Origin of the sequence: Photorhabdus hindustanensis, assembly GCF_002968995.1 — a bacterium.
GTDB lineage: Bacteria > Pseudomonadota > Gammaproteobacteria > Enterobacterales > Enterobacteriaceae > Photorhabdus > Photorhabdus akhurstii.
In genome coordinates this window covers 111,473-135,400 of record NZ_PUWT01000048.1, presented here as the reverse complement: position 1 = coordinate 135,400, position 23,928 = coordinate 111,473, and the positions used below count along the sequence as shown (strand labels likewise).

The 23,928-nt window shown below is 41.8% G+C and carries 19 protein-coding genes, 1 rRNA gene and 1 other annotated feature; of the genes, 6 read left to right on the top strand and 14 right to left on the bottom strand.

The window, feature by feature from the left end:
- The 4 genes from C6H66_RS16850 to rluD all read right to left on the bottom strand — a co-directional run.
- A 16S ribosomal RNA gene (locus tag C6H66_RS16850) occupies positions 1–706 on the bottom strand; the annotation flags it as partial.
- A gap of 455 nt (positions 707–1,161) precedes the next feature.
- A complete protein-coding gene (gene clpB / locus C6H66_RS16845) occupies positions 1,162–3,735 on the bottom strand; it encodes an ATP-dependent chaperone ClpB (protein WP_105396164.1) in 2,574 nt (857 codons plus the stop codon).
- Positions 3,736–3,868: 133 nt separating this feature from the next.
- Complete coding sequence (gene yfiH / locus C6H66_RS16840) at positions 3,869–4,600, bottom strand: purine nucleoside phosphorylase YfiH (RefSeq protein ID WP_105396163.1); 732 nt, start codon at positions 4,598–4,600, stop codon at positions 3,869–3,871.
- Positions 4,601–5,578 carry a 23S rRNA pseudouridine(1911/1915/1917) synthase RluD gene (gene rluD / locus C6H66_RS16835; RefSeq protein WP_105396162.1) on the bottom strand — a complete coding sequence of 326 codons (978 nt, stop codon included), beginning with the start codon at positions 5,576–5,578 and terminating at the stop codon, positions 4,601–4,603. It abuts the gene before it with no gap.
- A 137-nt stretch (positions 5,579–5,715) separates the two neighbouring features.
- Between rluD and bamD the strand changes: the two genes are divergently transcribed.
- From bamD to C6H66_RS16810, 4 genes are all read left to right on the top strand, one after another.
- Entirely contained in the window at positions 5,716–6,447 is a 732-nt protein-coding gene (gene bamD, locus C6H66_RS16830) for an outer membrane protein assembly factor BamD (protein ID WP_105396161.1), read from the top strand.
- A gap of 282 nt (positions 6,448–6,729) precedes the next feature.
- On the top strand, positions 6,730–7,092 hold the full coding sequence (gene raiA, locus C6H66_RS16825) for a ribosome-associated translation inhibitor RaiA (RefSeq protein ID WP_036782348.1): 363 nt from the start codon (positions 6,730–6,732) through the stop codon (positions 7,090–7,092).
- Between the two features lie 200 nt (positions 7,093–7,292).
- Positions 7,293–7,412 (top strand) — a sequence feature (Phe leader region).
- A gap of 55 nt (positions 7,413–7,467) precedes the next feature.
- Positions 7,468–8,625 carry a bifunctional chorismate mutase/prephenate dehydratase gene (pheA, locus tag C6H66_RS16820; protein WP_036782318.1) on the top strand — a complete coding sequence of 386 codons (1,158 nt, stop codon included), beginning with the start codon at positions 7,468–7,470 and terminating at the stop codon, positions 8,623–8,625.
- 392 nt (positions 8,626–9,017) lie between these two features.
- Positions 9,018–9,464, top strand: a complete 447-nt coding sequence (locus C6H66_RS16810) for an H-NS histone family protein (RefSeq protein ID WP_036814079.1) — start codon at positions 9,018–9,020, stop codon at positions 9,462–9,464.
- 2,382 nt (positions 9,465–11,846) lie between these two features.
- Here C6H66_RS16810 and tyrA read toward each other — a convergent pair.
- The 8 genes from tyrA to ffh form a co-directional block, all read right to left on the bottom strand.
- A complete protein-coding gene (gene tyrA / locus C6H66_RS16805) occupies positions 11,847–12,968 on the bottom strand; it encodes a bifunctional chorismate mutase/prephenate dehydrogenase (protein ID WP_105396160.1) in 1,122 nt (373 codons plus the stop codon).
- A gap of 5 nt (positions 12,969–12,973) precedes the next feature.
- Positions 12,974–14,068 (bottom strand): 3-deoxy-7-phosphoheptulonate synthase, encoded by a 1,095-nt coding sequence (locus C6H66_RS16800; protein ID WP_269468757.1) that lies wholly within the window; start codon positions 14,066–14,068, stop codon positions 12,974–12,976.
- 518 nt (positions 14,069–14,586) lie between these two features.
- Positions 14,587–15,393 (bottom strand): alpha/beta fold hydrolase, encoded by an 807-nt coding sequence (locus C6H66_RS16795; protein WP_105396159.1) that lies wholly within the window; start codon positions 15,391–15,393, stop codon positions 14,587–14,589.
- Positions 15,394–15,729: 336 nt separating this feature from the next.
- Positions 15,730–16,083, bottom strand: a complete 354-nt coding sequence (gene rplS / locus C6H66_RS16790; protein ID WP_036782329.1) for a 50S ribosomal protein L19 — start codon at positions 16,081–16,083, stop codon at positions 15,730–15,732.
- A 64-nt stretch (positions 16,084–16,147) separates the two neighbouring features.
- Complete coding sequence (gene trmD / locus C6H66_RS16785) at positions 16,148–16,900, bottom strand: tRNA (guanosine(37)-N1)-methyltransferase TrmD (protein ID WP_105396158.1); 753 nt, start codon at positions 16,898–16,900, stop codon at positions 16,148–16,150.
- A gap of 39 nt (positions 16,901–16,939) precedes the next feature.
- Entirely contained in the window at positions 16,940–17,488 is a 549-nt protein-coding gene (gene rimM / locus C6H66_RS16780) for a ribosome maturation factor RimM (protein WP_036782333.1), read from the bottom strand.
- Positions 17,489–17,506: 18 nt separating this feature from the next.
- Positions 17,507–17,755 (bottom strand): 30S ribosomal protein S16, encoded by a 249-nt coding sequence (gene rpsP / locus C6H66_RS16775; protein WP_036782335.1) that lies wholly within the window; start codon positions 17,753–17,755, stop codon positions 17,507–17,509.
- 136 nt (positions 17,756–17,891) lie between these two features.
- Positions 17,892–19,253 (bottom strand): signal recognition particle protein, encoded by a 1,362-nt coding sequence (ffh, locus tag C6H66_RS16770; protein ID WP_036814100.1) that lies wholly within the window; start codon positions 19,251–19,253, stop codon positions 17,892–17,894.
- 184 nt (positions 19,254–19,437) lie between these two features.
- Between ffh and C6H66_RS16765 the strand changes: the two genes are divergently transcribed.
- Both C6H66_RS16765 and C6H66_RS16760 read left to right on the top strand, forming a co-directional pair.
- Entirely contained in the window at positions 19,438–20,229 is a 792-nt protein-coding gene (locus C6H66_RS16765; RefSeq protein ID WP_046397147.1) for a cytochrome C assembly family protein, read from the top strand.
- A 39-nt stretch (positions 20,230–20,268) separates the two neighbouring features.
- Positions 20,269–21,561, top strand: coding sequence for an HlyC/CorC family transporter (locus C6H66_RS16760; protein WP_146111060.1), 1,293 nt, complete (start codon positions 20,269–20,271; stop codon positions 21,559–21,561).
- Positions 21,562–21,683: 122 nt separating this feature from the next.
- Here C6H66_RS16760 and luxS read toward each other — a convergent pair whose 3' ends face one another.
- Together luxS and gshA are read right to left on the bottom strand one after the other, a co-directional pair.
- Entirely contained in the window at positions 21,684–22,199 is a 516-nt protein-coding gene (gene luxS / locus C6H66_RS16755; RefSeq protein WP_036782343.1) for an S-ribosylhomocysteine lyase, read from the bottom strand.
- A gap of 152 nt (positions 22,200–22,351) precedes the next feature.
- Positions 22,352–23,911 carry a glutamate--cysteine ligase gene (gshA, locus tag C6H66_RS16750; RefSeq protein WP_105396157.1) on the bottom strand — a complete coding sequence of 520 codons (1,560 nt, stop codon included), beginning with the start codon at positions 23,909–23,911 and terminating at the stop codon, positions 22,352–22,354.
- Between the last annotated feature and the right edge of the window lie 17 nt (positions 23,912–23,928).

The following is a 23,928-nucleotide window of genomic DNA, read 5'->3' as shown; positions in this document are numbered from 1 at the left end:
TCTACGCATTTCACCGCTACACATGGAATTCTACCCCCCTCTACGAGACTCCAGTCAACCAGTCTTAGATGCCATTCCCAGGTTGAGCCCGGGGATTTCACATCTAACTTAATTGACCGCCTGCGTGCGCTTTACGCCCAGTCATTCCGATTAACGCTTGCACCCTCCGTATTACCGCGGCTGCTGGCACGGAGTTAGCCGGTGCTTCTTCTGCGGGTAACGTCAAAATCCAACTCTGTTCAAGTTACATCCTTCCTCCCCGCTGAAAGTACTTTACAACCCGAAGGCCTTCTTCATACACGCGGCATGGCTGCATCAGGCTTGCGCCCATTGTGCAATATTCCCCACTGCTGCCTCCCGTAGGAGTCTGGGCCGTGTCTCAGTCCCAGTGTGGCTGGTCATCCTCTCAGACCAGCTAGGGATCGTCGCCTAGGTAGGCCATTACCCTACCTACCAGCTAATCCCATCTGGGTTCATCCGACGGCGTGAGGCCCTTTCAGGTCCCCCACTTTGGTCTCGCGACATTATGCGGTATTAGCCACCGTTTCCAGTGGTTATCCCCCGCCCTCGGGCAGATCCCCAGACATTACTCACCCGTCCGCCGCTCGTCAGCCAAAGCGCAAGCGCTTTCCTGTTACCGCCCGACTTGCATGTGTTAGGCCTGCCGCCAGCGTTCAATCTGAGCCATGATCAAACTCTTCAATTCAAAGCTTGATGCTCAAAGAATTCTGACTAATTAGTTCGTAATGAATTAACTGTTGTTCACTCTTCAAGACTTTAAAACGTATTTTTTTGTGATACGGTCTTGTGAGTGCCCACACAGATTGTCTGATTAATTGTTAAAGAGCATGCTGAATTAAAATTTAACATTCTCATTCAGCCGGGCTGCGTATACTACGCTGTTCACCCGCAGAGTCAAGCGCTTATTGGCTTTCTCTCTGCCTGACCTCTCAATCTTTATCAGCGTTGTGTCGGTCAGTGGTGGCGCATTATAGGGAATTCTTTGACGCTGGCAAGCGTTTAATTACAAAAAAAATCCATCCGAACACCAATTAGGCAAAAATAGTGCTAAATTGCGATTTAATGCGCAAAATGATAAAAAAAGAGGCAGTTCCCTGCCCCTTATTTCTCGTTAACCTTACTCTCGCGTTAAATATCAAGTTATTGCTTTGCTACGATATGGCTATTTTCCACATCCAGAGTAACTAGTTTTCCTGGCAATAGTTGGCCGGAAAGTATCTTTTGAGCTAATGGGTTTTCGATTTCCTGCTGGATAGCTCGCTTCAATGGCCGTGCTCCGTAAACAGGATCGAACCCTGCTTCCGCCAACATGTCCAACGCTTGCTGAGTAATCGTCACCTGATAACCACGTTCTTCCAGACGCTTGTATAAACGTTGCAATTGGATATCTGCAATCGCTGATAAGTGACTACGCCCTAATGGATGGAACACAACAGCTTCATCAATACGGTTAATAAATTCAGGTCTGAAATGATGGCTAACAATTCCCATCACCATATCTTTCATTTCACCATAATTCAGATCACCAAAACGCTCTTGGATCATGTCCGACCCAAGATTAGACGTCATGATGACAACCGTGTTGCGGAAATCGACGGTACGACCTTGCCCATCAGTCAACCGACCATCATCCAGCACCTGCAATAAGATATTGAATACATCCGAGTGCGCTTTTTCCACTTCATCAAGCAGAATAACGGAGTAAGGTCGACGGCGAACCGCTTCTGTTAGATAGCCGCCTTCTTCATAACCAACATACCCCGGCGGCGCTCCTACCAACCGTGATACGGTATGTTTTTCCATAAATTCAGACATATCGATACGCACCATTGCATCATCGCTGTCAAACAGGAAATTCGCTAACGCCTTGCACAACTCAGTTTTCCCAACACCGGTTGGACCAAGGAACAGGAATGAACCAATCGGACGATTTGGATCAGCTAATCCAGCACGGCTACGGCGAATCGCATTAGATACTGCATTGACTGCCTCATCCTGACCAATGACACGTTTATGCAGCTCTTGCTCCATGCGCAACAGTTTGTCTTTTTCACTCTCCAGCATTCTGGCAACCGGAATACCTGTCCAACGAGCAAGAATTTCTGCAATTTCCGCATCGGTAACTTTGTTACGAAGCAGTTTCATATGCTTACCTTCAGCTTGTGTGGCTGCGGCAAGCTGTTTTTCCAATCCAGGTATTTTCCCATATTGAATTTCAGACATCTTCGCTAAATCACCACTGCGACGTGCCTGTTCTAGACTGATACGGGCATTTTCCAATTCTGCTTTTATGTGCTGAGTACCGGTCAGTGCGGCTTTCTCAGCTTTCCACTCTTCTTCCAGTTCAGAATATTCGCGTTCTTTTACGATCAGCTCTTCATTAAGCATTTCAAGCCGTTTTTTACTGGCATCATCAGACTCTTTTTTCAGCGCCTGCTGTTCCAACTTCAATTGGATAACCCGACGCTCCAGACGGTCCAGCGCTTCCGGTTTTGAATCCATTTGCATACGTAAACTGGCGCCCGCTTCATCGATCAAATCGATAGCTTTATCCGGCAACATACGGTCTGAGATATAACGGTGAGATAATGTTGCTGCCGCGACAATTGCAGGGTCGGTAATTTGTACATGATGATGTAATTCATAACGTTCTTTCAGACCGCGCAAAATAGCGATAGTGTCCTCTACGGAAGGTTCTGCGACATAGACTTTTTGAAAACGGCGTTCCAGCGCTGCATCTTTTTCAATGTATTGACGATATTCATTCAGTGTTGTTGCCCCAACACAGTGAAGTTCGCCACGGGCCAAGGCTGGTTTTAACATGTTGCCGGCATCCATTGCCCCATCAGCCTTACCCGCACCAACCATAGTATGCAATTCGTCAATAAACAGAATGACATTGCCTTCCTGTTTAGAAAGGTCATTCAGCACACCTTTCAAACGCTCCTCGAATTCACCACGATATTTAGCCCCTGCTAATAGCGCGCCCATATCCAGAGAAAGGACGCGCTTATTTTTAAGCCCCTCAGGAACTTCACCATTAATGATTCGTTGAGCAAGCCCTTCAACAATGGCCGTTTTACCGACCCCGGGCTCACCAATTAAGACCGGATTATTTTTGGTACGGCGTTGCAATACCTGAATAGTGCGGCGAATTTCTTCATCACGGCCAATCACCGGATCAAGTTTGCCTTGTTCAGCACGTTCAGTCAGATCAATAGTATATTTTTTCAGGGCTTGGCGTTGATCTTCCGCTCCCTGATCATCAACTTTTTCACCACCACGCATTTGTTCTATTGCCTTAGTGATTTTTTCTTTTGTTGCGCCGACAGCTCTCAATATGTCACTTAATGTGCCACGTTCTTCCAATGCTGCCAGAACAAATAATTCAGAGGAGATAAAATTATCCCCGGCTTTTTGTGCTAATTTGTCGCACAGATTTAAATGGCGAACTAAGTCATTGGATGGTTGTACATCACCACCAACACCCTGTACCCGCGGCAAACGTTCTAAAGCCAGCTCAAGCTGATTGCTGACACGGCCCGCATCGATTCCAATTGACGTTAATAATGGGCGAATAGAGCCACCCTCTTGCTTTAACAGTGAACTCATTAAGTGAATTGGTTCGATGAACTGATTATCACGCCCAAGTGCAAGGGACTGGGCGTCAGCGAGAGCAAGCTGGAATTTATTAGTAAGACGATCCAGACGCATAACACCTCCAATACTGTTCAGAATGTTGCTACTGGAGATTAAATGAGGCCATTCCTCAAATATTCAAGGTTATTCTGAAAAGCAAATTGTGAGATATTCTCTTATGCGCCAACGGATCGCCCTACGAGATAGGTTATATCAGCCAGATTAAAGTTGCCATACGTCCAGTGATCCCATCACGCCGATAAGAGAAAAATTTCTCTTTATTAGTGACAGTACACTCACCCCCGCCAAAAATCGCATTCACACCAACAGATTTCAATTTTAGTTTTGCCAACAAATAGATATCCGCTAAATACTTTTCGCCAAAAGGTATAAAAGCTTGACTCAAATCAGCATGCTGGCTAGTGAACGCTTGCAAAACTTCATTGCCGACTTCAAATTTTTTCGCGCCAATTGCCGGCCCTAACCAAGCTTGGATCTGATGAGGTTTAGCGTTAAATTGAGCGATAGTGTTTTCCAGTACGCCAGCGCATAAACCTCGCCACCCCGCATGGGCAGCGGCAACCTCATCACCGGCAGAACTGCAAAATAGTACAGGCAGGCAATCTGCCGTCATCACAGCACAAACCTGCCCAAGAATATTGGTATAAACAGCATCGGCTCTCTTATCTTCCAGCGGCTGACCATTGAGTCTCACAACGCGCGTACCATGAACCTGCTCTAGCCAGACCGGCGGCTGAGGCAGTTCTGCCATTTCCGCTAAAATATGTCTGTTTTGTTCTACAACATCAGGTTTATCACCAACATGCGTGCCCAGATTCAGGCTATCGTAAGGCGATAAGCTCATTCCCCCTAAACGGGTAGAACTACAGGCTTTTACTGTCGTCGGCTGCGGCCAGTTTGGAAAAATAAGCGAGGTCATTTACCAATCCATTTCGTCTTTAAATGCTTCTGCATCTGCTTTTAATGCCTTAACCAGCATCACCATATCTTCGGGTAATTCAGCGTGCCACTCCATTTCAATGCCGGTTATCGGATGATAAAGGCGCAGCATCGTGGCGTGCAATGCCTGACGATCAAAGTTACGCATTACCTCGCGAAATTCATCAGAAGCCCCTTTCAAAGGACGAGGACGACCGCCATACAAAGGATCGCCTACCAATGGGTGACTGATATGGGCCATGTGAACACGTATCTGGTGTGTTCTGCCTGTTTCCAGTCTGAGGCGCAGGCGAGTATGCGCCCTAAAATGCTCCATTACCCGATAATGGGTAATAGCCGGTTTTCCCATTGGATGCACTGCCATATGCGTTCGTTTTGTTGGATGACGAGAAATGGGTTCTTCAACGATTCCGCCAGCGGTCATACGACCTATCGCCACCGCTTCATATTCACGGGTAATTTCGCGTAGTTGGAGTGATTCGACTAAACGTGTTTGAGCGGGAACCGTTTTAGCAATGACCATCAGCCCTGTCGTATCTTTATCAAGACGGTGAACAATGCCCGCCCGAGGGACATCGGCAATTTCAGGATAACGATATAACAGCGCATTCAATACCGTACCGTCTGGATTCCCTGCTCCCGGATGGACGACTAAATCACGCGATTTGTTTATGACTAGAATGTCATCATCTTCATAGACAATATTTAACGCAATATTCTGAGGTTCCCAACGCGCATCTTCTTCAATGATGGCATCAATTGCAATTTCTTCACCTCCCAGCACTTTTTCTTTTGGCTTATTGATTAATTTGCCATTAACCTGAACTCTGTCATCCAAGATCCAATCTTTTATGCGTGATCTTGAATAATCAGGGAACAATTCAGCCAAAGCCTGATCTAAACGTTGACCGAGCTGAGATTCGGCGACTGTTGTATTAAGTCGAATTTGTTGTGCCATATATTGTTTCTACACTTACGTTGAGTTTTGACGGCAGAGCCGTTTAATTTAATATAGTGTGCTATTGTAACTCGATCTTTTGCCGGGAGCTTCATGGATAGTCTCCCAGAAAACACTCAGAGGATAATCAACACGTGATGATACGCATAAAATATCTGGTGGCGGCAGCCACATTGAGCCTGGTACTTTCCGGGTGCGCTGGTAATAAAAATGCTGTCCCCGACAGCCCACCTGCGGAAATTTACTCTAAGGGTCAGGAAAAGCTGCAAAAGGGTAGCTATCCAGATGCGATCAAGCAATTGGAAACCCTCGATAATCGCTATCCATTCGGCCCTTATTCACAGCAAGTACAACTCGATCTGATTTATGCTTATTATAAATCCTCTGACTTGCCAATGGCGCTTGCTTCTATTGACCGCTTCATACGCCTGAATCCAACTCACCCCAACATTGATTATGTTCTGTATATGCGAGGGTTAACTTCACAAGCTCTAGATAACAGTCTATTGCAGAGTTTCTTCGGCATTGACCGCTCAGATCGTGATCCTGAACACGCCAGGGTAGCATTCAAGGATTTTAGCCAATTAGTACGCTATCATCCTAACAGCCTGTATACCGCCGATGCCATTAAGCGTTTAATGTTTATCAAAGAGCGCCTGGCAAAGTATGAGCTTTCTGTGGTGGAATATTATAACAAACGCGGCGCCTATGTCGCGGTGGTAAATCGGGTTGAGCAAATGTTACGTGATTACCCTGATACACAGCCAACTCTCGCAGCATTGCCTTACATGAAAAAAGCTTATACACATTTGGGTTTAGCAGCTCAGGCAGATAAAGTAGCAAAACTCATTGCTGCTAATCCTGTATAAAAAAGCAGATGATAAAACAGCGGCTGACACCGCTGTTTTATTTTTACTTGTCAAATCCAAAAAACGCTTATCCATTAGGAGAATAAAAGACTCAACTTGTCAATAGTGTCTCATTAGCTTCAATCCTGCAATAGATATTCTTTGTATTTTTATCATTAATCACAATTACTTCAACTAGTTGCCTCATGTCTGGTTAAAAGTGATTTAGATCACCTTTTTCATGAAAAAGAAATGTATTCTGAAATTATTGAAGGTGGATAATCAATAATGAGAGGTAACTATATGATAGTGAATATTACCAGCAAACAAATGGAGATTACCCCGGCAATTCGCAACCACGTAGAAAAACGTCTAAGCAAACTAAATAAATGGCAAGTAAATCTGATAAATCCTCATATTATTCTATCAAAAGGGCCTCAAATTTTTAGGGCTGACGCAACCATAAGTATACCGAATGGTATGCTAGTTGCCGGTGCGAAGCATGAAGATATGTATATTGCTATCAATGAATTATTAACAAAACTGGAGCGTCAATTGAACAAAGTACAGCATAAGGGAGAGGCACGCCGTACTGACAACAGTGTTAAAGAATTAAACCTTAACCTAGAAGCACAACTAGAAACAGAACCAGAAATATCACAATAAAATAACAATGACTTGCCTCTGACGCGTCCAATTTGGACGCGTTTTTTGTTGACAGAAACAACAACATAAGGTTAATTAACGAAAATTACCGTAACCCCTTATCCAGTGCGGACGGCTGCCGATGAAATGGAAAGCAAGCAATGGAAAGCTTTGCCCAGTTGGGTAAAGATCGGTCACATAAACTATGAATATGAGAATATAATGAATACAAACCTGTTTTTCTCTTCTTTCTTTTTTACCTTCCCTTGAGGGAGGCTTTCGTCGTTGAAAAAAGAACGAGAAGACGAACAGCAAGCCTCCCCATCGGGAGGCTTTTTTCTGTCTATTGCAAACCTATTATTATCAGAATGTGAATAACCCATTAGGAACCCATTTATGGATCAAAATAATTTGCTGAAAATACGGGAAAAAGTCAGCGAACTTGATTTAAAGTTACTGATTTTACTAGCAGAGCGTCGCCAATTAGCTTTTAATATCGCACAAACTAAGTTAAAGGATAATCGCCCTATCAGAGACAAGGATCGCGAACGAGAACTATTAGATGTCCTAATTAAAAAAGGGAAAAACTACGGGCTTGATGGCTTTTATATTTCGCGTCTCTTTCAGATGATCATTGAAGATTCCGTACTCACTCAACAAGCATTATTGCAGCAACACCTAAATCAAACACCCCAAGATTCAGCGCGTATTGCATTCCTCGGTCCTAGAGGTTCCTACTCTCATATCGCAGCCCGCCAATATACCGCACGCCATTTCAATCAATTAATTGAATGTAGCTGTCATAAGTTCCAGGATATCTTCTCCCTGGTTGAAACAGGCCAAGCGGATTACGGAATGTTACCCATTGAAAATACCAGCTCTGGTTCCATCAATGATGTTTATGACTTGTTGCAACATACCAATTTATCAATTGTGGGAGAAATAACCCTTCCTATTGACCATTGCCTACTCGTTGCAAGAGACACAACGTTATCAGAGATCAAAACGGTTTACAGTCACCCTCAACCATTCCAACAATGTAGCCAATATATTAATCAATTCCCACATTGGAAAATTAAATATTGCGAAAGCACTGCCGCAGCAATGCAAGAAGTCGCTGAACAGAACTCACCAGAAATTGCAGCCTTAGGGAGTGAAGCGGGCGGCGCACTTTATCAGTTACAAGTTCTGGAACAGAATCTAGCCAATCAATCACATAATATTACTCGTTTCATTATTGTTGCCCGTCAGCCTATTGAAGTTGCAGAACAGGTACCGGCCAAAACGACATTTATTATGGCAACCGGACAGCAGGCAGGCGCGCTGGTAGATGCGTTAATGGTGCTGAAAAAACATAATATTATTATGAGTAAACTGGAATCTCGCCCGATTAACGGGAATCCGTGGGAAGAGATGTTTTATATTGATGTCCAAGCTAATATTCGTTCAATTAATATGCAACACGTCCTGAAAGCATTGGCGAAAATCACTCATTCATTAAAGGTATTGGGATGTTATCCAACAGAAAGTGTGGTGCCGGTTAATCCTTCCTGATTAAAAAGAACCGGGTATTAAAATATCCGGTTCAGATTATTGTCTTTCAACATTTTTATTATCAATGAGAAAATTTTTACTGCCTTTAACCTCTCGGTTTAAGGCTTTTTATTTATTTCGTAAATCCAGACTTTATCAGCTTAAATACGTTTTATCTGAATGTGACAAAACCGGCGTTAATAAAAATCACGTTTTATCTGTCGCCACGGTTTTAAAGCCTGGAAAAAACCGCAAGCATATCGTGAAAAAGAAGGCAAAAACTTTAATCATTAAAGGTAAAACAGAAATGATTAAAGCTTTTTTAAAGCAAGTAAAAAATCCGGTGTTATACTGACACCGGAAGAGAAAACATCAGAAAAGACAAGTTTTAAATTTATTAACAAGGTGAAAAAATGACAACATTAACCACAGAACAAGAATATTCGATTATATCAAAACATTTATCAAGAATATCCACATTAAGAAGATTTGCTCAAACAAAAGATGTTGAATGGTTAGAAGATGTTTACAAATCACTAGAGACAATCATGCAAGACAACAAAGAAACCTTCAGATTAATGAATTTAGAAGCAGAACAAAAAGAACAAAAACGTTTAGACATATTAAGGCTGATTAAAGAAACCGGCTTTGATCTCGAGACCATTAACATACCTGTTACCATCTCTAGTTTTAAAGCTAAAAAATCAAATGCAGGAAAAGGAAAGACGAGAAAACCTAAGTATCAGTTTAATGAAAATGGAGAAGTTAAATACTGGTCAGGAAACGGGAAAAAACCATCAAGTTTACAAAAACTACTCAATGAAGGTCATTCATTAAATGAATTTTTAATTCAAAAATAAAACTCCTCAGAATGAGAATAGCCTCACAGGTTTATCATCTGTTTAATACTATTTACTTTCCTTTTTTGCTTGCATTCGCTTTTTGGGGCGATCGCAAGCGCCTTTTTATGGGCGATTAACTCGGTTATTAATTAAAAAAGTGTAAAAAAACGGGCACCCATTAATGCCAAATTTTTAAAAGGTAAAGATCATCTAAAAACAGCTTACTCCCCGCTTATTCATCAGCGATGCTATATCCCAATTATTTTACGAAACAGGTTATAAAAATAACGCAATAAAAAAGGGGTAAAACGGTTAATCTGTCAGGATTTAAGCCCTGAAAATAGAGTTGATTATCTAAAAGAATATCTTTACATCGTTAGGCCATTTACTGGCTGATTTAAGAAAAAATAAAGGGTAATGACTGATAAAAACCTCTCAAGATTGTCAATAAAAACGGAGTCAGTAAAGATAAAGCAAGGATGATTAACATTCGTTAAATATAAAACACGATATCCCATTGTGATTAAACCTAATAAAAAACAGGTGTAAAAAAAGATAAAAATAGTGTTAAAACCTTATACCGATTAAACCCAGAAGCTAAACCATGACTTTTAATAACAATTTAAAAATTGCCCATCGTAAAACCATCAGTGAAAAATAAGCAATAAAAATCGGTTTTGTTAATGCTTAAAGAGAATATGATTAATGCTTATTGAGCGTAAAACACCACATAATACCATGATGGTTAAACTTTAATAAAACAAGGCATTAAAAGAGGGGAAAACAACTGTTAAAACCTGTACTATCTCAGCTTTAACAATTACCGGTTATTTATAAGGTATCTGTCAGATTAAATCCGGTTCAGCTTTTTTTCCCCAGATTCATTTACCATATAAAAAGCAGGTATTAAAGGAGGTAAAAACATGATTAAAACCGTATACCGATTAAACCCAGAAGTTAACACCATGACTTTTAATAACAACTTAAAAACTGCCCATCGTAAAACCATCAGTAAAAAATAAGCAATAAAAACCGGTTTTGTTAATGTTTAAAATGAAGATGATTAATACTCATTAAACGTAAAACCACATACCATGATGGTTAAACTTAGTAAAAAACAGGTGTAAAAAAGGGGTAAAACATGGTTAAAACTCTATACCGATTAAACCCAGAAGTTAACACCATGACTTTTAATAACAACTTAAAAACTGTCCATCGTAAAACCATCAGTAAAAATAAGAAATAAAAGCCGGCTTTGTTAATGCTTAAAGCGGATATGGTTAATGCTCATTAAACGTAAAACCACATACCATGATGGTTAAACTTTAATAAAAAAGGCATTAAAAAAGGGAAAAAAATTGTTAAAAGCTATACTATCTCAGCGCTAGCAATTACCGGTTATTTCTACCGGTATCTGTCAGATTAAATCCGGTTCAGCTTTTTTCCCCAGATTCATTTACCATCTAAAAAGCAGGTATTAAAGGAGGTAAAAACATGGTTAAAACCGTATACCGATTAAACCCGGAAGTTAACACCATGACTTTTAATAACAACTTAAAAACTGCCATCGTAAAACCATCAGTAAAAAATAAGCAATGAAAATCGATTTTATTAATACTTAAAGCGAATATGATTAATACTCATTAAACGTAAAACCACATACCATGATGGTTAAACTTAGTAAAAAACAGGTGTAAAAAAGGGGTAAAACATGGTTAAAACTCTATACCGATTAAACCCAGAAGTTAACACCATGATTTTTAATAACAACTTAAAAACTGCCCATCATAAAGCTATCAGTAAAAAATAAAAACTGGCTTTATCAATGCTTACATACCTAGAAAAAAAGATAAATGAAAATATGAATAGGTTTATCCGTTTACCAGGAAATATATCTCCCCAAAAACCATCTTTAATAACGTTTTCAACCGGTGAATAACCTTTTCCTAAACCAGTTAAATAATTCGATGATAAAAAAACCGCGTAACAAAACCCGCAAATAAATAATTTAACCAAATAATAACTCAGCTATTTTCAGCATTATTATATTGATCATCTCCCATGTAAAATTGCAATACCTTAAATACGCCAGTTTAAACTTGCTTTACACGTCTTTAATCCGTCCAATAGCATTGCTTTTCTATGGTTTAATTTAAACTACGCCTCTATTTTATGCCTTTAATGTGATCTAATCCGCAAAGCCTTTCACCCTCATTAATACCATTAAACTTGTCAGCAATTCGAACAAGGTATTGTCATATCCGGTTCTTTTTATACCCGTTATCTTTCAAGTTTCCTCTTTGTTGGCTGCGCTCGCTCACCCCGGTCACATAGTTATCCATGCTCCCGGGGATTCACTCCCTTGCCGTTGCGATGTATCTTGAAATTCATAGGGGATAGCTATTGGCGACTATCATTCGCTTGTTGAAGCAATACCCTGCTCTCTCTCATAAAATGAGGCGCATAATCACCAAACCATTCACTAACATCTTCAAAACTGCTGACAAAAGCCCGTTTATCCCGGCTTTCCAATATCCCTAACGCTTGTCCAAAACTTTGATGATAACGGCGTATAAGATCAATATTCTCTGGTGATGACATAATAATATCCGCGTAAAGCTGAGGATCTTGCGCAAACAACCGCCCGACCATGATCAGTTCCAAACGGTAAATAGGCGAAGATATTGATAACAGTTGTTGTAAATCAGCACCTTCCTGTGCGAGATGTTGCCCATAAGCAAATGTCGTGAAATGGCGCAACGCCTGAATAAAGCTCATGTTTTTATCATGCTGTTCAGGACTCATTTGATGCAAGCAAGCCCCCCAAATCAACAACTGTTCTAAAAACCATTGATAAGCTTCCTCTTGACGTCCGTCACAGTAAACAACAACTTGTTTTACCAAACTACCGACATCCGGCCCAAACATAGGATGTAATCCCAACACTGGACCTTTATGCACATCAAGCATAGCTTGTAATGGCTGCTGTTTAACGGACGCCAAATCCACCAAAATGCAATGGTCAGGTAATGGCGGTAAACGGCGAATAACCTCTTCTGTCAAATGGATAGGCACACTGATAATCACCATACCCACTCCCGCCAGAATCTGCTCCGCGTCAGGCCAATCTTGTGGCTCCAGATTTTTGACTTCATAACCAGACAATGTTAACAAGCGGCCAAACAATTTCCCCATTTTGCCCAAGCCACCAACAATGACTATCGGCCCCAATTGAGGACAAAGCGTTTTAAACCCTTTGTTATTTTCACTGGTGTAGGACTCCCGCATAATACGGCGCAAAATATCTTCAATTAAATCAGGTGGAACACCAAACTCTTCGGCCTCCTGCCGACGTGAAGCAAGCATCGCCATTTCTCTGTCAGGCGCATAAATTGATAACCCATTCTGGCTTTTTACCTCACCAATCTCTGCAACCAATTCCAGACGCTTTGCCAGTAAGCCCAGCAAAGCTTTATCCACTTCATCAATCTTATCCCTCAATTGAGATAATTCAGCCGCCATATTTATTATCCCGCTTTTTTCAGTACTGTCATTCTTTGCGACAATTGCCTGCTAAGTTGCTGATGTAATTTTCTTAGAATTGCCTCTGTCGTCTGCCAACTAATACACGCGTCAGTCACTGATACGCCATATTTCATTTCACTACGCGGTTGTTCAGAGGATTGATTACCCTCATTAATGTTGCTTTCCAACATAATGCCAGTAATAGATCGATTCCCTGAAATGATCTGATCCGCAACAGAATCCACAACCAAACTTTGGCGACGAAAATCCTTGTTAGAGTTACCATGACTACAATCAATCATCAAGGATGGCAATAATCCAGACTGAATCATTTGCTGTTCACATTCCATTACATGTTGGGCGCTGTAATTAGGGGTCTTACCTCCACGCAAGATAATATGTCCATTCGGGTTTCCTTGAGTTTGTAATAAACACACCTGCCCCGATTGATTTATTCCCACAAAACGGTGTGGCATAGCGGCGGCACACATCGCATTAATTGCCGTGCTCAAGCTACCATCAGTCCCATTTTTAAAACCAACAGGCATAGATAAACCTGAAGCCATTTCACGGTGTGTCTGAGATTCCGTGGTTCTCGCGCCAATTGCAGACCAACTGAATAAATCCCCCAAATATTGTGGACTATTCGGATCTAAAGCTTCTGTTGCAAGAGGTAATCCCATTTTAACCAAACTGAGTAGTAAGCGGCGGGCAATATGCAGGCCAGCTTCCACATCAAATGAACCATCCATGAATGGATCATTAATAAGACCTTTCCAACCCACGGTTGTACGAGGCTTTTCAAAATAGACACGCATGACGATGTACAAGCTATCACTCAATTCAGCAGAAAGGGCGGCCAAACGGTGAGCATAATCCAAAGCCGCGTCTACGTCATGAATAGAACAAGGACCACACACTACCAGCAAACGGGGATCACGGAGCTGAACAATGTCAGCAATAGTTTTACGCGCGTTTGCAATAACATGCAGATCATCATTGCTCAGTGGATATTGTTGCTTTAATTCTTTTGGAGTGATAAGAATTTGCTCACCACTGATGTGAACGTTATTAAGTACATCTCTTTGCATGAACATGTCGATTTTCTCCTCAAATTATCATTCTGTACTCATTTGTTTTTATGCATTTGACTAATAACATATCATGCGTCGTAAAGAATACAATCCAAAAGTGTAAACAAATCTAAAACACTGTAAATTATTGTTTACAAAAAATGAAAAAGGAGTCAATTCAATGATAAATCTATTCTAGAACCAATTAATAAGATTAAAATTATTTCATATGGAAAAATATTAGAAATAATTATCTTAAAATAAGATTAATATCAGAACAAATAGGCAATGTTTTATGATCGTTAATCTTTCATTTTTCCATTTAAAATCATCAGGTAAAAAATATATTTATCTCATTTCTATTACTAAAAACAGAGAATATCAATAATCTCAGTCTATATTTTATATAAAGTTACCGAATGCACCCATAAAATATTAAGCTATATCCAATCCTCTTTTTCATTAATTTAATTAAGGAAAGTCAACACACTAATGTCAACGGTCTGAGGCCGGATTTTCCGGCCTCTTTATTAAAATATTTGTTACAGAGCTTGCTGTAAAAAAGCAATTAATTCCTGATTAACTTTATGGGGTTGCTCTAATGTGGAAATATGCCCTGCATCCTGGATAATAATATGATCACAGTGCAATATTTCAGCCATCAAATAACCTTCCAGAGGCGGGCGAGGCGTATCTTGTTCACCAGTAATAACCAGCGAGGGAATATCTAATTTTTCCAACAAATGCATTCTATCTTCACGCCCAAATATTATTCTACCTAACGGAACAACACTATTACGCAATGTTTCCGCAGGAATGGCTACCAGACGCTGAGTTAATTCATCAACCAAATGTTGAGCCGGTTGCTGACTAAAGAAGGCTGGCGCTATCTGCTGTTGCAAAATAGATTGAGGAATTGCACCAGCCTGCTCTATCGCATCCAACATGGCAAAGTATTTTGTATGAGTCACCTCAGGTTCTAATCCGACAAAGGTATCCATCAAAACCAGTGCCTTAACTCTGTCCGGCGCCATCTCTACCAACTCAATTCCCCACATACCGCCAGCGGATAATCCAATGATAGCGAACTCTTTAATGCCAAGTTGATCCATCAACGCCAGGTAATCCCGAGCTAAATCAGCTAAAGTGCTGTGTTGTTCTGGTAGCTCTCCCGAATTTCCATGTCCCCAGAGATCAGGAACAATCACCCGGTATTTTTTACTTAAAGCCTCGATCTGAGGCGCCCACATAGTAGAATCAAACAAATAGCTATGCCCTAGTAATAACGGGAAACCTTCACCTTCATCTCGGTAAGCCATTGTTTTGTTGTGTATTTTAAAAGTTTTCAAAGCAAATCCTTATCGTCAGTTAATCACGTCTGAAATTATTCTAAGACTCTCAAAATAATTGTCTTTAAGATTATTACAATCTGATAATAATGTATTGCCGAATCATTTATCGATGAGTAAAAATCCTCCTTCATAAAAGGGGACATTGATTTCACCCCAGAGGGACGTAATAAAATATCCTCCAAAAAACTCGCCCGTATTCAACCTGTTTCTTCATTACAATAAACCAAATTGATGACCACGCCCACAAAACGTGGTTTTAAATCGGGGACAAAAAAAGAGGCCAGCAATTGCTGACCTCTTTTAATGATAACTTTCGGATGTAACGAAAGCGTATTATTTGCTGTTCAGACGCTCTTTAATACGAGCGGCTTTACCAGAACGCTGACGCAGATAGTACAGTTTAGCTCTACGAACAGCACCACGACGTTTAACGTTAATGCTGTCTACGACTGGGGAGTGAGTCTGGAATACACGCTCAACACCTTCGCCGTTAGAAACTTTGCGAACAGTGAATGCAGAGTGCAGACCGCGGTTACGGATAGCGATAACCACGCCCTCGAATGCCTGCAGACGTTTCTTAGCACCTTCTACGACCCATACCTTAACTTCCACGGTGTCACCCGGACGGAATGAAGGTACGTCTTGCTTCATCTGCTCTTGTTCAAGTTGTTTAATAATGTTGCTCATAATAATTCTCTTACCCTAGGTAAACTGATATATCAGAGACATTCCCTTCGGGGATATGTCTGGATTAATTAGTTGCTTCAGCTAGATGTTCCCGTTGGAACTCTGTTAGCAATATCCTTTGCTCGTCAGTCAGAGCTAGGTTTTCCAGAAGTTCAGGTCTTCTAAGCCAGGTCCGGCCAAGCGATTGTTTCATCCGCCAGCGATTAATTTCAGCATGATTTCCAGACAGCAACACTGGTGGAACTTCCATACCATCTAATACCTCCGGACGAGTATAGTGCGGACAATCCAGCAATCCATCAGCAAAAGAGTCCTCTTCCGCCGATGCCTGACGCCCCAGAACACCCGGTATGAACCGAGAAACGGAGTCGATCATCGTCATTGCAGGGATTTCACCACCGCTGAGTACGTAATCACCGATAGACCACTCTTCGTCAATCTCGGTTTGGATCACCCGCTCATCTATCCCTTCATAGCGGCCGCAAATCAAAATCAGTTTTTCATTTGTTGCCAGCTCACAAACCCCTTGTTGGTTGAGTTTGCGTCCCTGAGGTGAAAGATAAATCACTTTTGCGCCTTCGCCTGCCGCAGTTTTTGCTGCATGAATGGCTTCCCGTAAAGGCTGAACCATCATCAACATGCCTGGACCACCGCCATAAGGTCGATCGTCAACGGTACGATGCCGGTCATAGGTAAAATCCCGTGGATTCCAGCATTCAATACTTAACAGGCCATTTTTCACTGCCCGGCCAGTTACCCCATAATCGGTTATTGCGCGGAACATTTCAGGAAACAGGCTAATAACCCCAATCCACATTATCGCGTCCCACTCATTTCAACCGCTTATAACCGGAGTTTAAAAACCAGGATCCCAATCTACTTCAATGGTTTTAGTAGCGAGATCGACTTTCTTGATAACCTGCCCATCAAGAAACGGAATTAGCCGTTCCTTGATACCGAATGCATCTTTCAGGTTTGCTTTAATTACCATTACGTCGTTAGAACCGGTTTCCATCATGTCATTGACAGTCCCCAAGTTATAACCCGCGGTGTTGATTACCTGGCAACCTATTAAGTCTTTCCAGTAGTAATCACCCGCATCCAGCTCTGGCAGTTGTTCTGAATCTACAATAATTTCGCAATTAGTCAGTAAATTCGCAGCATCCAGATCATCAATACCTTTAATTTTGATGATCATATCCTGATTGTGGTGTTTCCAGGCTTCCAGTTCAATGTGTTGCCACCGGCCTGCCCGTTGAATAAACCACGGTTGATACTCAAAAATGTCTTCGGCATGTTCGGTGGAAGAAAAAACTCTGAGCCAACCACGAATACCATAAGTTGAACCTAGTTTTCCCAATACAATTGGGTTTACAGGCGGTTCAAAACAGGTTTGCTTGCTCATAGTTACCACCGCGACAGATTAAGCTGCTTTTTTGGCGTCTTTGATCAGTGTAGAAACACGATCAGACACAGTTGCACCCAGACCAACCCAATGTTCAATACGGTCCAGATCTAAACGCAGTGCTTCTGCTTTCCCTGTTGCAATAGGGTTGAAGAAGCCAACACGCTCGATAAAGCGACCATCACGCGGGCTGCGGCTATCGGTCACGACTACTTGGTAAAACGGACGCTTTTTGGCGCCGCCACGAGCTAAACGAATTGTTACCATAACATCCTCATTAGTTAACAAAACAACCAGACTTCATCGAGGAACGAAGTCCGGTTGTCAGATAAAAAGCCCGAAAAGTTTACTCACTTTGGCGCAAAAAGCAATCCAAAGTGGATATTCTTCGAGACTTTATCGATTAACGGCCCATAAATCCGGGTGGCATCATGCCTTTCATACCACGCATCATTTTTGCCAGGCCGCCTTTTTTCATCTTTTTCATCATGCGCTGCATTTCGTCGAATTGTTTAAGTAAGCGGTTAACATCTTGAACTTGAGTGCCTGAACCATTGGCAATACGACGTTTACGAGAACCTTTAATTATTTCCGGTTTTTCCCGCTCTTTACGCGTCATGGAATTGATAATCGCTTCCATTTTTACCAGAATTTTATCATCCATCTGGGATTTCACTGCATCTGGCACTTGAGACATTCCCGGCATTTTGCTTAACATGCTGGCCATTCCCCCCATGTTACGCATCTGCTTTAGCTGATCTAGAAAGTCATTTAAATCGAAGCCGTCACCTTTCTTTAATTTAGAAGCCAGCTTTTCAGCCTGGGTGCGATCGACTTTACTTTCAATCTCTTCAATCAGAGAAATGACATCGCCCATTCCAAGGATGCGAGAGGCAATACGATCCGGGTGAAACGGCTCCAACGCATCCGTTTTTTCACCAACACCCAGGAATTTAATCGGCTTACCGGTAATATGACGAATAGATAGCGCAGCACCGCCACGGGCATCACCATCGACTTTCGTTAACACCACACCAGTCAGCGGCAATGCTTCATTGAAAGCTTTCGCGGTATTAGCCGCATCCTGCCCCGTCATCGCATCAACAACGAACAGGGTTTCCACTGGATTAATGGCTTTATGAACCTGCTTGATTTCATCCATCATCGCTTCGTCAACATGCAGACGACCCGCCGTATCCACCAAAAGCACATCATAGAATTTCAATTTGGCGTGCTGTACCGCTTGAGTCACGATATCAACGGGTTTTTCCTGAGCGTCAGAGGGGTAGAAATCAATACCAACTGCCTGCGCCAAGGTTTCAAGCTGTTTGATAGCCGCTGGACGATAGACGTCAGCAGATACCACCAAAACTTTTTTCTTCTGTTTTCCTTTTAGAAAGCTACCAAGCTTGGCAACGCTGGTCGTTTTACCTGCACCTTGCAAACCCGCCATTAATACGACGGCAGGAGGCTGAGTAGAAAGATTCAGTTCACTGTTAACTTCCCCCATCGCCTTAACGAGTTCATTCTGAACAATTTTGACAAACTCTTGGCCGGGAGTAAGACTTTTATTCACCTCGTGGCCTACCGCGCTCTCTTTAACGCACGAAATAAAATCACGCACTACAGGCAATGCAACGTCAGCTTCAAGTAAAGCCATGCGAACTTCACGCAGTGTCTCTTTAATATTGTCTTCGGTCAGTCGCCCACGGCCACTGATATTGCGCAATGTGCGCGATAGTCTGTCGGTTAGATTATCAAACATTGTCTCTGCTCAATTTTTTTAAATGGGCTACCTGTAAGGCGTATTTCGCAAATTATAACACGATGGTAAGGGATCTCTGCACAGAGATTCGCACCGATAGTTAACAACAGTTGGAGGCTATCCTTGCTGGCGGTATACTTAAGCTTTAATTCAACCAAAGACTATCGCTAAAACGACTAATGCTATGCCAGTATTTTCTATAATTTCTTCATTCGCTTATTTACTCAGCCTGGTACTGATTATTCCCGGCTTATTGCGGAAATCAAAAGGATACCGCAGGCTGGCATTACTTTCCGCGATTGTCGCTTTAATTTGTCATGCTATTGCCCTTAAATACCAGATTTTCCACGTTAGCAGCGGGCAAAATCTCACTCTCCTAAATCTAGGTTCTATTGTCAGTTTACTGACTTGCATCATCATGACAATTGTTGCTTCTCACGGTCGTGCCTGGTTCCTGCTACCCATTGTTTACAGTTTTGCCATGATAAATTTGGTCTTAGCGAGTCTGATGCCAGGTGAATTTATTACCCATCTAGAGGCCAGCTTTGGATTATCTATTCATATTGGATTAGCGCTTCTTGGTTACACAACTTTACTTATCGCTGCATTATATGCATTACAACTTGGATGGTTGGATCATCAGCTTAAAAACAAAAAACTCTCTTTTGCGCCAAATATGCCCCCATTAATGTTCATTGAACGCAAAATGTTTCATATCACTCAGGTCGGCGTAATATTGCTAACACTGACGCTCTGTACCGGCATCCTCTATATAGATAATATTTTTAGTAGCGAAAATATCCACAAAGCAATTTTGTCCATCATCGCGTGGTTTGTTTATATCGTTTTATTATGGGGCCACTACCATGATGGATGGCGCGGTAAACGCGTTATCTGGTTTAACCTGATCGGCGCGTTGACCCTGACGCTCGCCTATTTCGGCAATCGATTATTACAGGAAATCATGGTTTACTAGGAGTATGATGTCCAATCAATACTTGGAAGGAATTCCGCTTTGGAGCATGTTTCAACAAGCACATTACTGATTATTTTAGTCATCATGGTCATTGTCTCAGCTTATTTCTCCGCCTCCGAGACAGGTATGATGACAATGAATCGTTATCGCTTACGTCATCTGGCAAAGCAGGGGAATCGCTCTGCCCGCAGAGTTGAAGCATTACTTCGTCATCCTGAGCAGCTTATCAGCCTGATTCTTATCGGTAATAATCTGGTTAATATTCTTGCCTCAGCACTCGCTACTATCATTGGTATGCGTCTTTATGGCGATGCCGGAGTCGCTATCGCAACCGGTATTTTGACGTTTATCGTACTGATATTTTCTGAAGTTATGCCAAAAACGATAGCCGCCCTCTATCCTGAAAGAGTCGCTTTTCCGAGCAGTTTTTTGCTCCGCCCGTTACAGAAAATCATGCTGCCGTTAGTTTGGACGCTAAATAAAATTACTTTATTGTTAATGCGTTGCCTTGGTATCAAACACCCTACTGGCTCTAGTCACGCAATTAGCAAAGATGAGCTCCGCACTATTGTAAATGAATCAAATGCCAAGCTATCACAGCAACATCAGGATATGCTGATTTCAATTTTAGATCTGGAAAAAGTCACAATCGGCGACATTATGGTTCCCCGTAATGAAATTATTGGCATTGATATTAATGATGACTGGAAATCCATCATACGGCAATTAACTCATTCACCTCACGGCCGGATCGTGCTTTATCGTGATTCGCTTGATGACGCTATCGGCATGCTTCGTGTACGTGAAGCTTACCGACTGATGACAGAAAAAAAAGAGTTCACCAAAAGAAATCTGATTAAAGCAGCAGATAAAATCTATTATGTCCCAGTCAGCACACCACTTAATATCCAGTTAGTGAATTTCCAACGCAATAAGGAAAAAGCCGGGCTCATCGTTGATGAATACGGTGATATTCAAGGACTGGTCACTGTTGAAGATATCCTTGAAGAGATCGTCGGTGATTTTACAACATCAATGTCCCCTTCTCTGGCAGAAGAAGTTTCACCGCAAAGCGACGGCACTATTTTGGTTGACGGGACAGCCAATATCCGCGAATTAAATAAAGCCTTTAACTGGGCATTGCCTGTTGATGGACCACGAACGGTTAATGGTATGGTGCTTGAAGAGTTAGGGGAAATACCTGCTCTTAATGTACAAGTGCAAATCGGCAAATATAATTTTGAAGTACTTTCAGTGAACGATAATGTCATTAAACAAGTTCGAGTCACTCCCATTAGCCAATTTCCTGAGCAAGAAGCACAAGCTATTTAAATCGCTGCGAAAAATTAATACCGCTGGAGGCATATCACCAACCTCCAACGGCAAATTCCTGTTAATACTTCATCTCAGGAACCTGAAATATCATCACTGCTAATATTATCACTGCTATGGAACTACACTTTTAATTCGGTCAGTTTTTCTTCCGGTAATGCCAACTCGTCATTCTTATTAACGAGGACGTCTGAATCAAGAATATGACGTGCAATATCCTGGGCTTCTGTCAGTGAATGCATGTGATAAGTACCACATTGGTAAATATTTAGCTCTGGGATCTGGCTCTGATCTTTCACTTTCAAAACATCAGCCATCGCCGCTTTCCATGCGTCCGCAACGCGTATTTCCGCCGGTGCGCCAATCAAGCTCATATAAAAACCTGTTCGACATCCCATTGGCGATATATCAATAATTTCAACCCCCTCGCCATTGAGGTGGTTGCGCATAAAACCAGCAAACAAATGTTCAAGTGTATGAATACCCTTTTCAGGCATAACCTGTTTATTAGGTACGCAGAAACGTAAGTCGAAAACTGTGATGGTGTCGCCATGAGGCGTTTTCATAGTCTTAGCAACTCTTACGGCTGGCGCATTCATACGAGTATGGTCAACAGTAAAACTATCCAGTAAAGGCATTTCTTCATCTCCACAAAAAATTCAGATTTTTCTTCAAGCAAATGAAACTTTTTCATCTGCCACCGGTCATAAAGAATGAAAGAAGCGTTATTATTATCCCTATTCTCTAGAAAATCCCATTTGGCCACTTTTACTTGTGGCCATTTTCTTTTCTAGCATCCCGTCTGTTGCTTCAGATACTCATCAAAACTCATCGTATCCTCACGTTCCAACGCGTCTTGTCGCTCTACGGAGGCCCTGCGTTCTATAGCAAACTGTTCGTCGCTAATAACCTCATATTTTTCATTGATCAGTTGCTGATGGTATTCATCTGCCAGTTCCAGTCCAAAGCCACCAATGCCCTGGCCCTTCATTTTTTCCAGCACGCGAGCCGATAAAGTCAGTGATGAATCATCAAACATAGCAATTAATTCTTCGCAAACTTTTTGATATTGTGTGCCAGAACAACTATCCAATATTGCGGCAACCCGTTTCAAGTCACTAAATAACTTTTTGCCGACTTTTGCTAACGGCTCTTCCACACTTCCACAACCAAGACCAATCATTTGCCCTGGTTTACGCCCTTCAAGGATCACTCTATCCCAATTCTTACGGCAACAATCTAATTCATCACTGCCCATCTCAGGCGCTTCGGCAAGCACGCACCATATTAAGAATAGGTCAAGAAAACGAATTTGTGTTTCATTGACGCCAATCGCTGCAAATGGATTAATATCCAATGAACGAACTTCAATATATTCTACTCCCCCACGCAGCAACGCATCAGAAGGCGATTCATTCCCTTTTGTGACACGTTTAGGTCGGATTGGCGCATACAACTCATTTTCAATTTGTAAGACGTTGGTATTGAGCTGAATATGTTTATCGCCTTGCTTAATACCCAATTTAGCAAACTCATCAGACGGTTTGCGAATCGCTTTTTTCAACCCGTCAATATAGGTGTGTAGGTTATTAAACGTAATATTCAGATCACTTTGTGATTTATTGGTGTACCCCAGATTACTCATTCTTAGTGAAGTCGCATAAGGCAGATAACAAGTTCCATCTTCTGTCCGATCAAAAAGAAAAGAGGTCTCTCTTCCACGTAAGAACGAGGAACAAATTGCCGGAGAAGCGCCAAACAAGTATGGGATCACCCATCCAAAGCGGTAATAGTTACGGATCAAGCGGAAATAGCCATTAGAGATCTGCTCTTTACCACTCTCTGCATCTTCAATACCAGCCCAGGCGCGCCAGAACTCAATTGGCAATGAAAAATTATAATGAACCCCGGATATGGTCTGCATTAACGCGCCATAACGATTTTTTAACCCTTCACGGTATAAAGTCTTATAGCGACCAACATTCGATGTGCCATATTGAGCCAGAGTAATGTTCTCCTCCGCATCAATAAAGCATGGCATACTCAATGGCCACATTTTTTCTTTATCCAGCATACGCGCCGTGTGACGATGAATATCGCTAAGAAAAGAAATCGTATATTTTATGTCATCATTAACTGGTGTTATGAACTCCAACAATGACTCTGCAAAATCAGTAGTAATCCATTTATGCGTAAGCGCTGCACCAAGTGCTTTAGGATGTTCCGTTATGGCTAAACTACCATCGGAAGTAATACGCAATGTTTCACGTTCAACACCGCGACGAATTCCATTTAAAATTGTCGGATGCGCCTCTAGCCATGATAGAGCCTTTGATACGTCCGGGATCAATTCGACCTCCCGTAGTG

Excerpts from the sequence above, each read along its gene's own strand:
- clpB (WP_105396164.1), bottom strand. The coding sequence starts at position 3,735 with ATGCGTCTGGATCGTCTTACTAATAAATTCCAGCTTGCTCTCGCTGAC.
- yfiH (WP_105396163.1), bottom strand. The coding sequence starts at position 4,600 with ATGACCTCGCTTATTTTTCCAAACTGGCCGCAGCCGACGACAGTAAAA.
- rluD (WP_105396162.1), bottom strand. The coding sequence starts at position 5,578 with ATGGCACAACAAATTCGACTTAATACAACAGTCGCCGAATCTCAGCTC.
- bamD (WP_105396161.1), top strand. The coding sequence starts at position 5,716 with ATGATACGCATAAAATATCTGGTGGCGGCAGCCACATTGAGCCTGGTA.
- raiA (WP_036782348.1), top strand. The coding sequence starts at position 6,730 with ATGATAGTGAATATTACCAGCAAACAAATGGAGATTACCCCGGCAATT.
- pheA (WP_036782318.1), top strand. The coding sequence starts at position 7,468 with ATGGATCAAAATAATTTGCTGAAAATACGGGAAAAAGTCAGCGAACTT.
- C6H66_RS16810 (WP_036814079.1), top strand. The coding sequence starts at position 9,018 with ATGACAACATTAACCACAGAACAAGAATATTCGATTATATCAAAACAT.
- tyrA (WP_105396160.1), bottom strand. The coding sequence starts at position 12,968 with ATGGCGGCTGAATTATCTCAATTGAGGGATAAGATTGATGAAGTGGAT.
- C6H66_RS16800 (WP_269468757.1), bottom strand. The coding sequence starts at position 14,068 with ATGTTCATGCAAAGAGATGTACTTAATAACGTTCACATCAGTGGTGAG.
- rplS (WP_036782329.1), bottom strand. The coding sequence starts at position 16,083 with ATGAGCAACATTATTAAACAACTTGAACAAGAGCAGATGAAGCAAGAC.
- trmD (WP_105396158.1), bottom strand. The coding sequence starts at position 16,900 with ATGTGGATTGGGGTTATTAGCCTGTTTCCTGAAATGTTCCGCGCAATA.
- rimM (WP_036782333.1), bottom strand. The coding sequence starts at position 17,488 with ATGAGCAAGCAAACCTGTTTTGAACCGCCTGTAAACCCAATTGTATTG.
- rpsP (WP_036782335.1), bottom strand. The coding sequence starts at position 17,755 with ATGGTAACAATTCGTTTAGCTCGTGGCGGCGCCAAAAAGCGTCCGTTT.
- ffh (WP_036814100.1), bottom strand. The coding sequence starts at position 19,253 with ATGTTTGATAATCTAACCGACAGACTATCGCGCACATTGCGCAATATC.
- C6H66_RS16765 (WP_046397147.1), top strand. The coding sequence starts at position 19,438 with ATGCCAGTATTTTCTATAATTTCTTCATTCGCTTATTTACTCAGCCTG.
- luxS (WP_036782343.1), bottom strand. The coding sequence starts at position 22,199 with ATGCCTTTACTGGATAGTTTTACTGTTGACCATACTCGTATGAATGCG.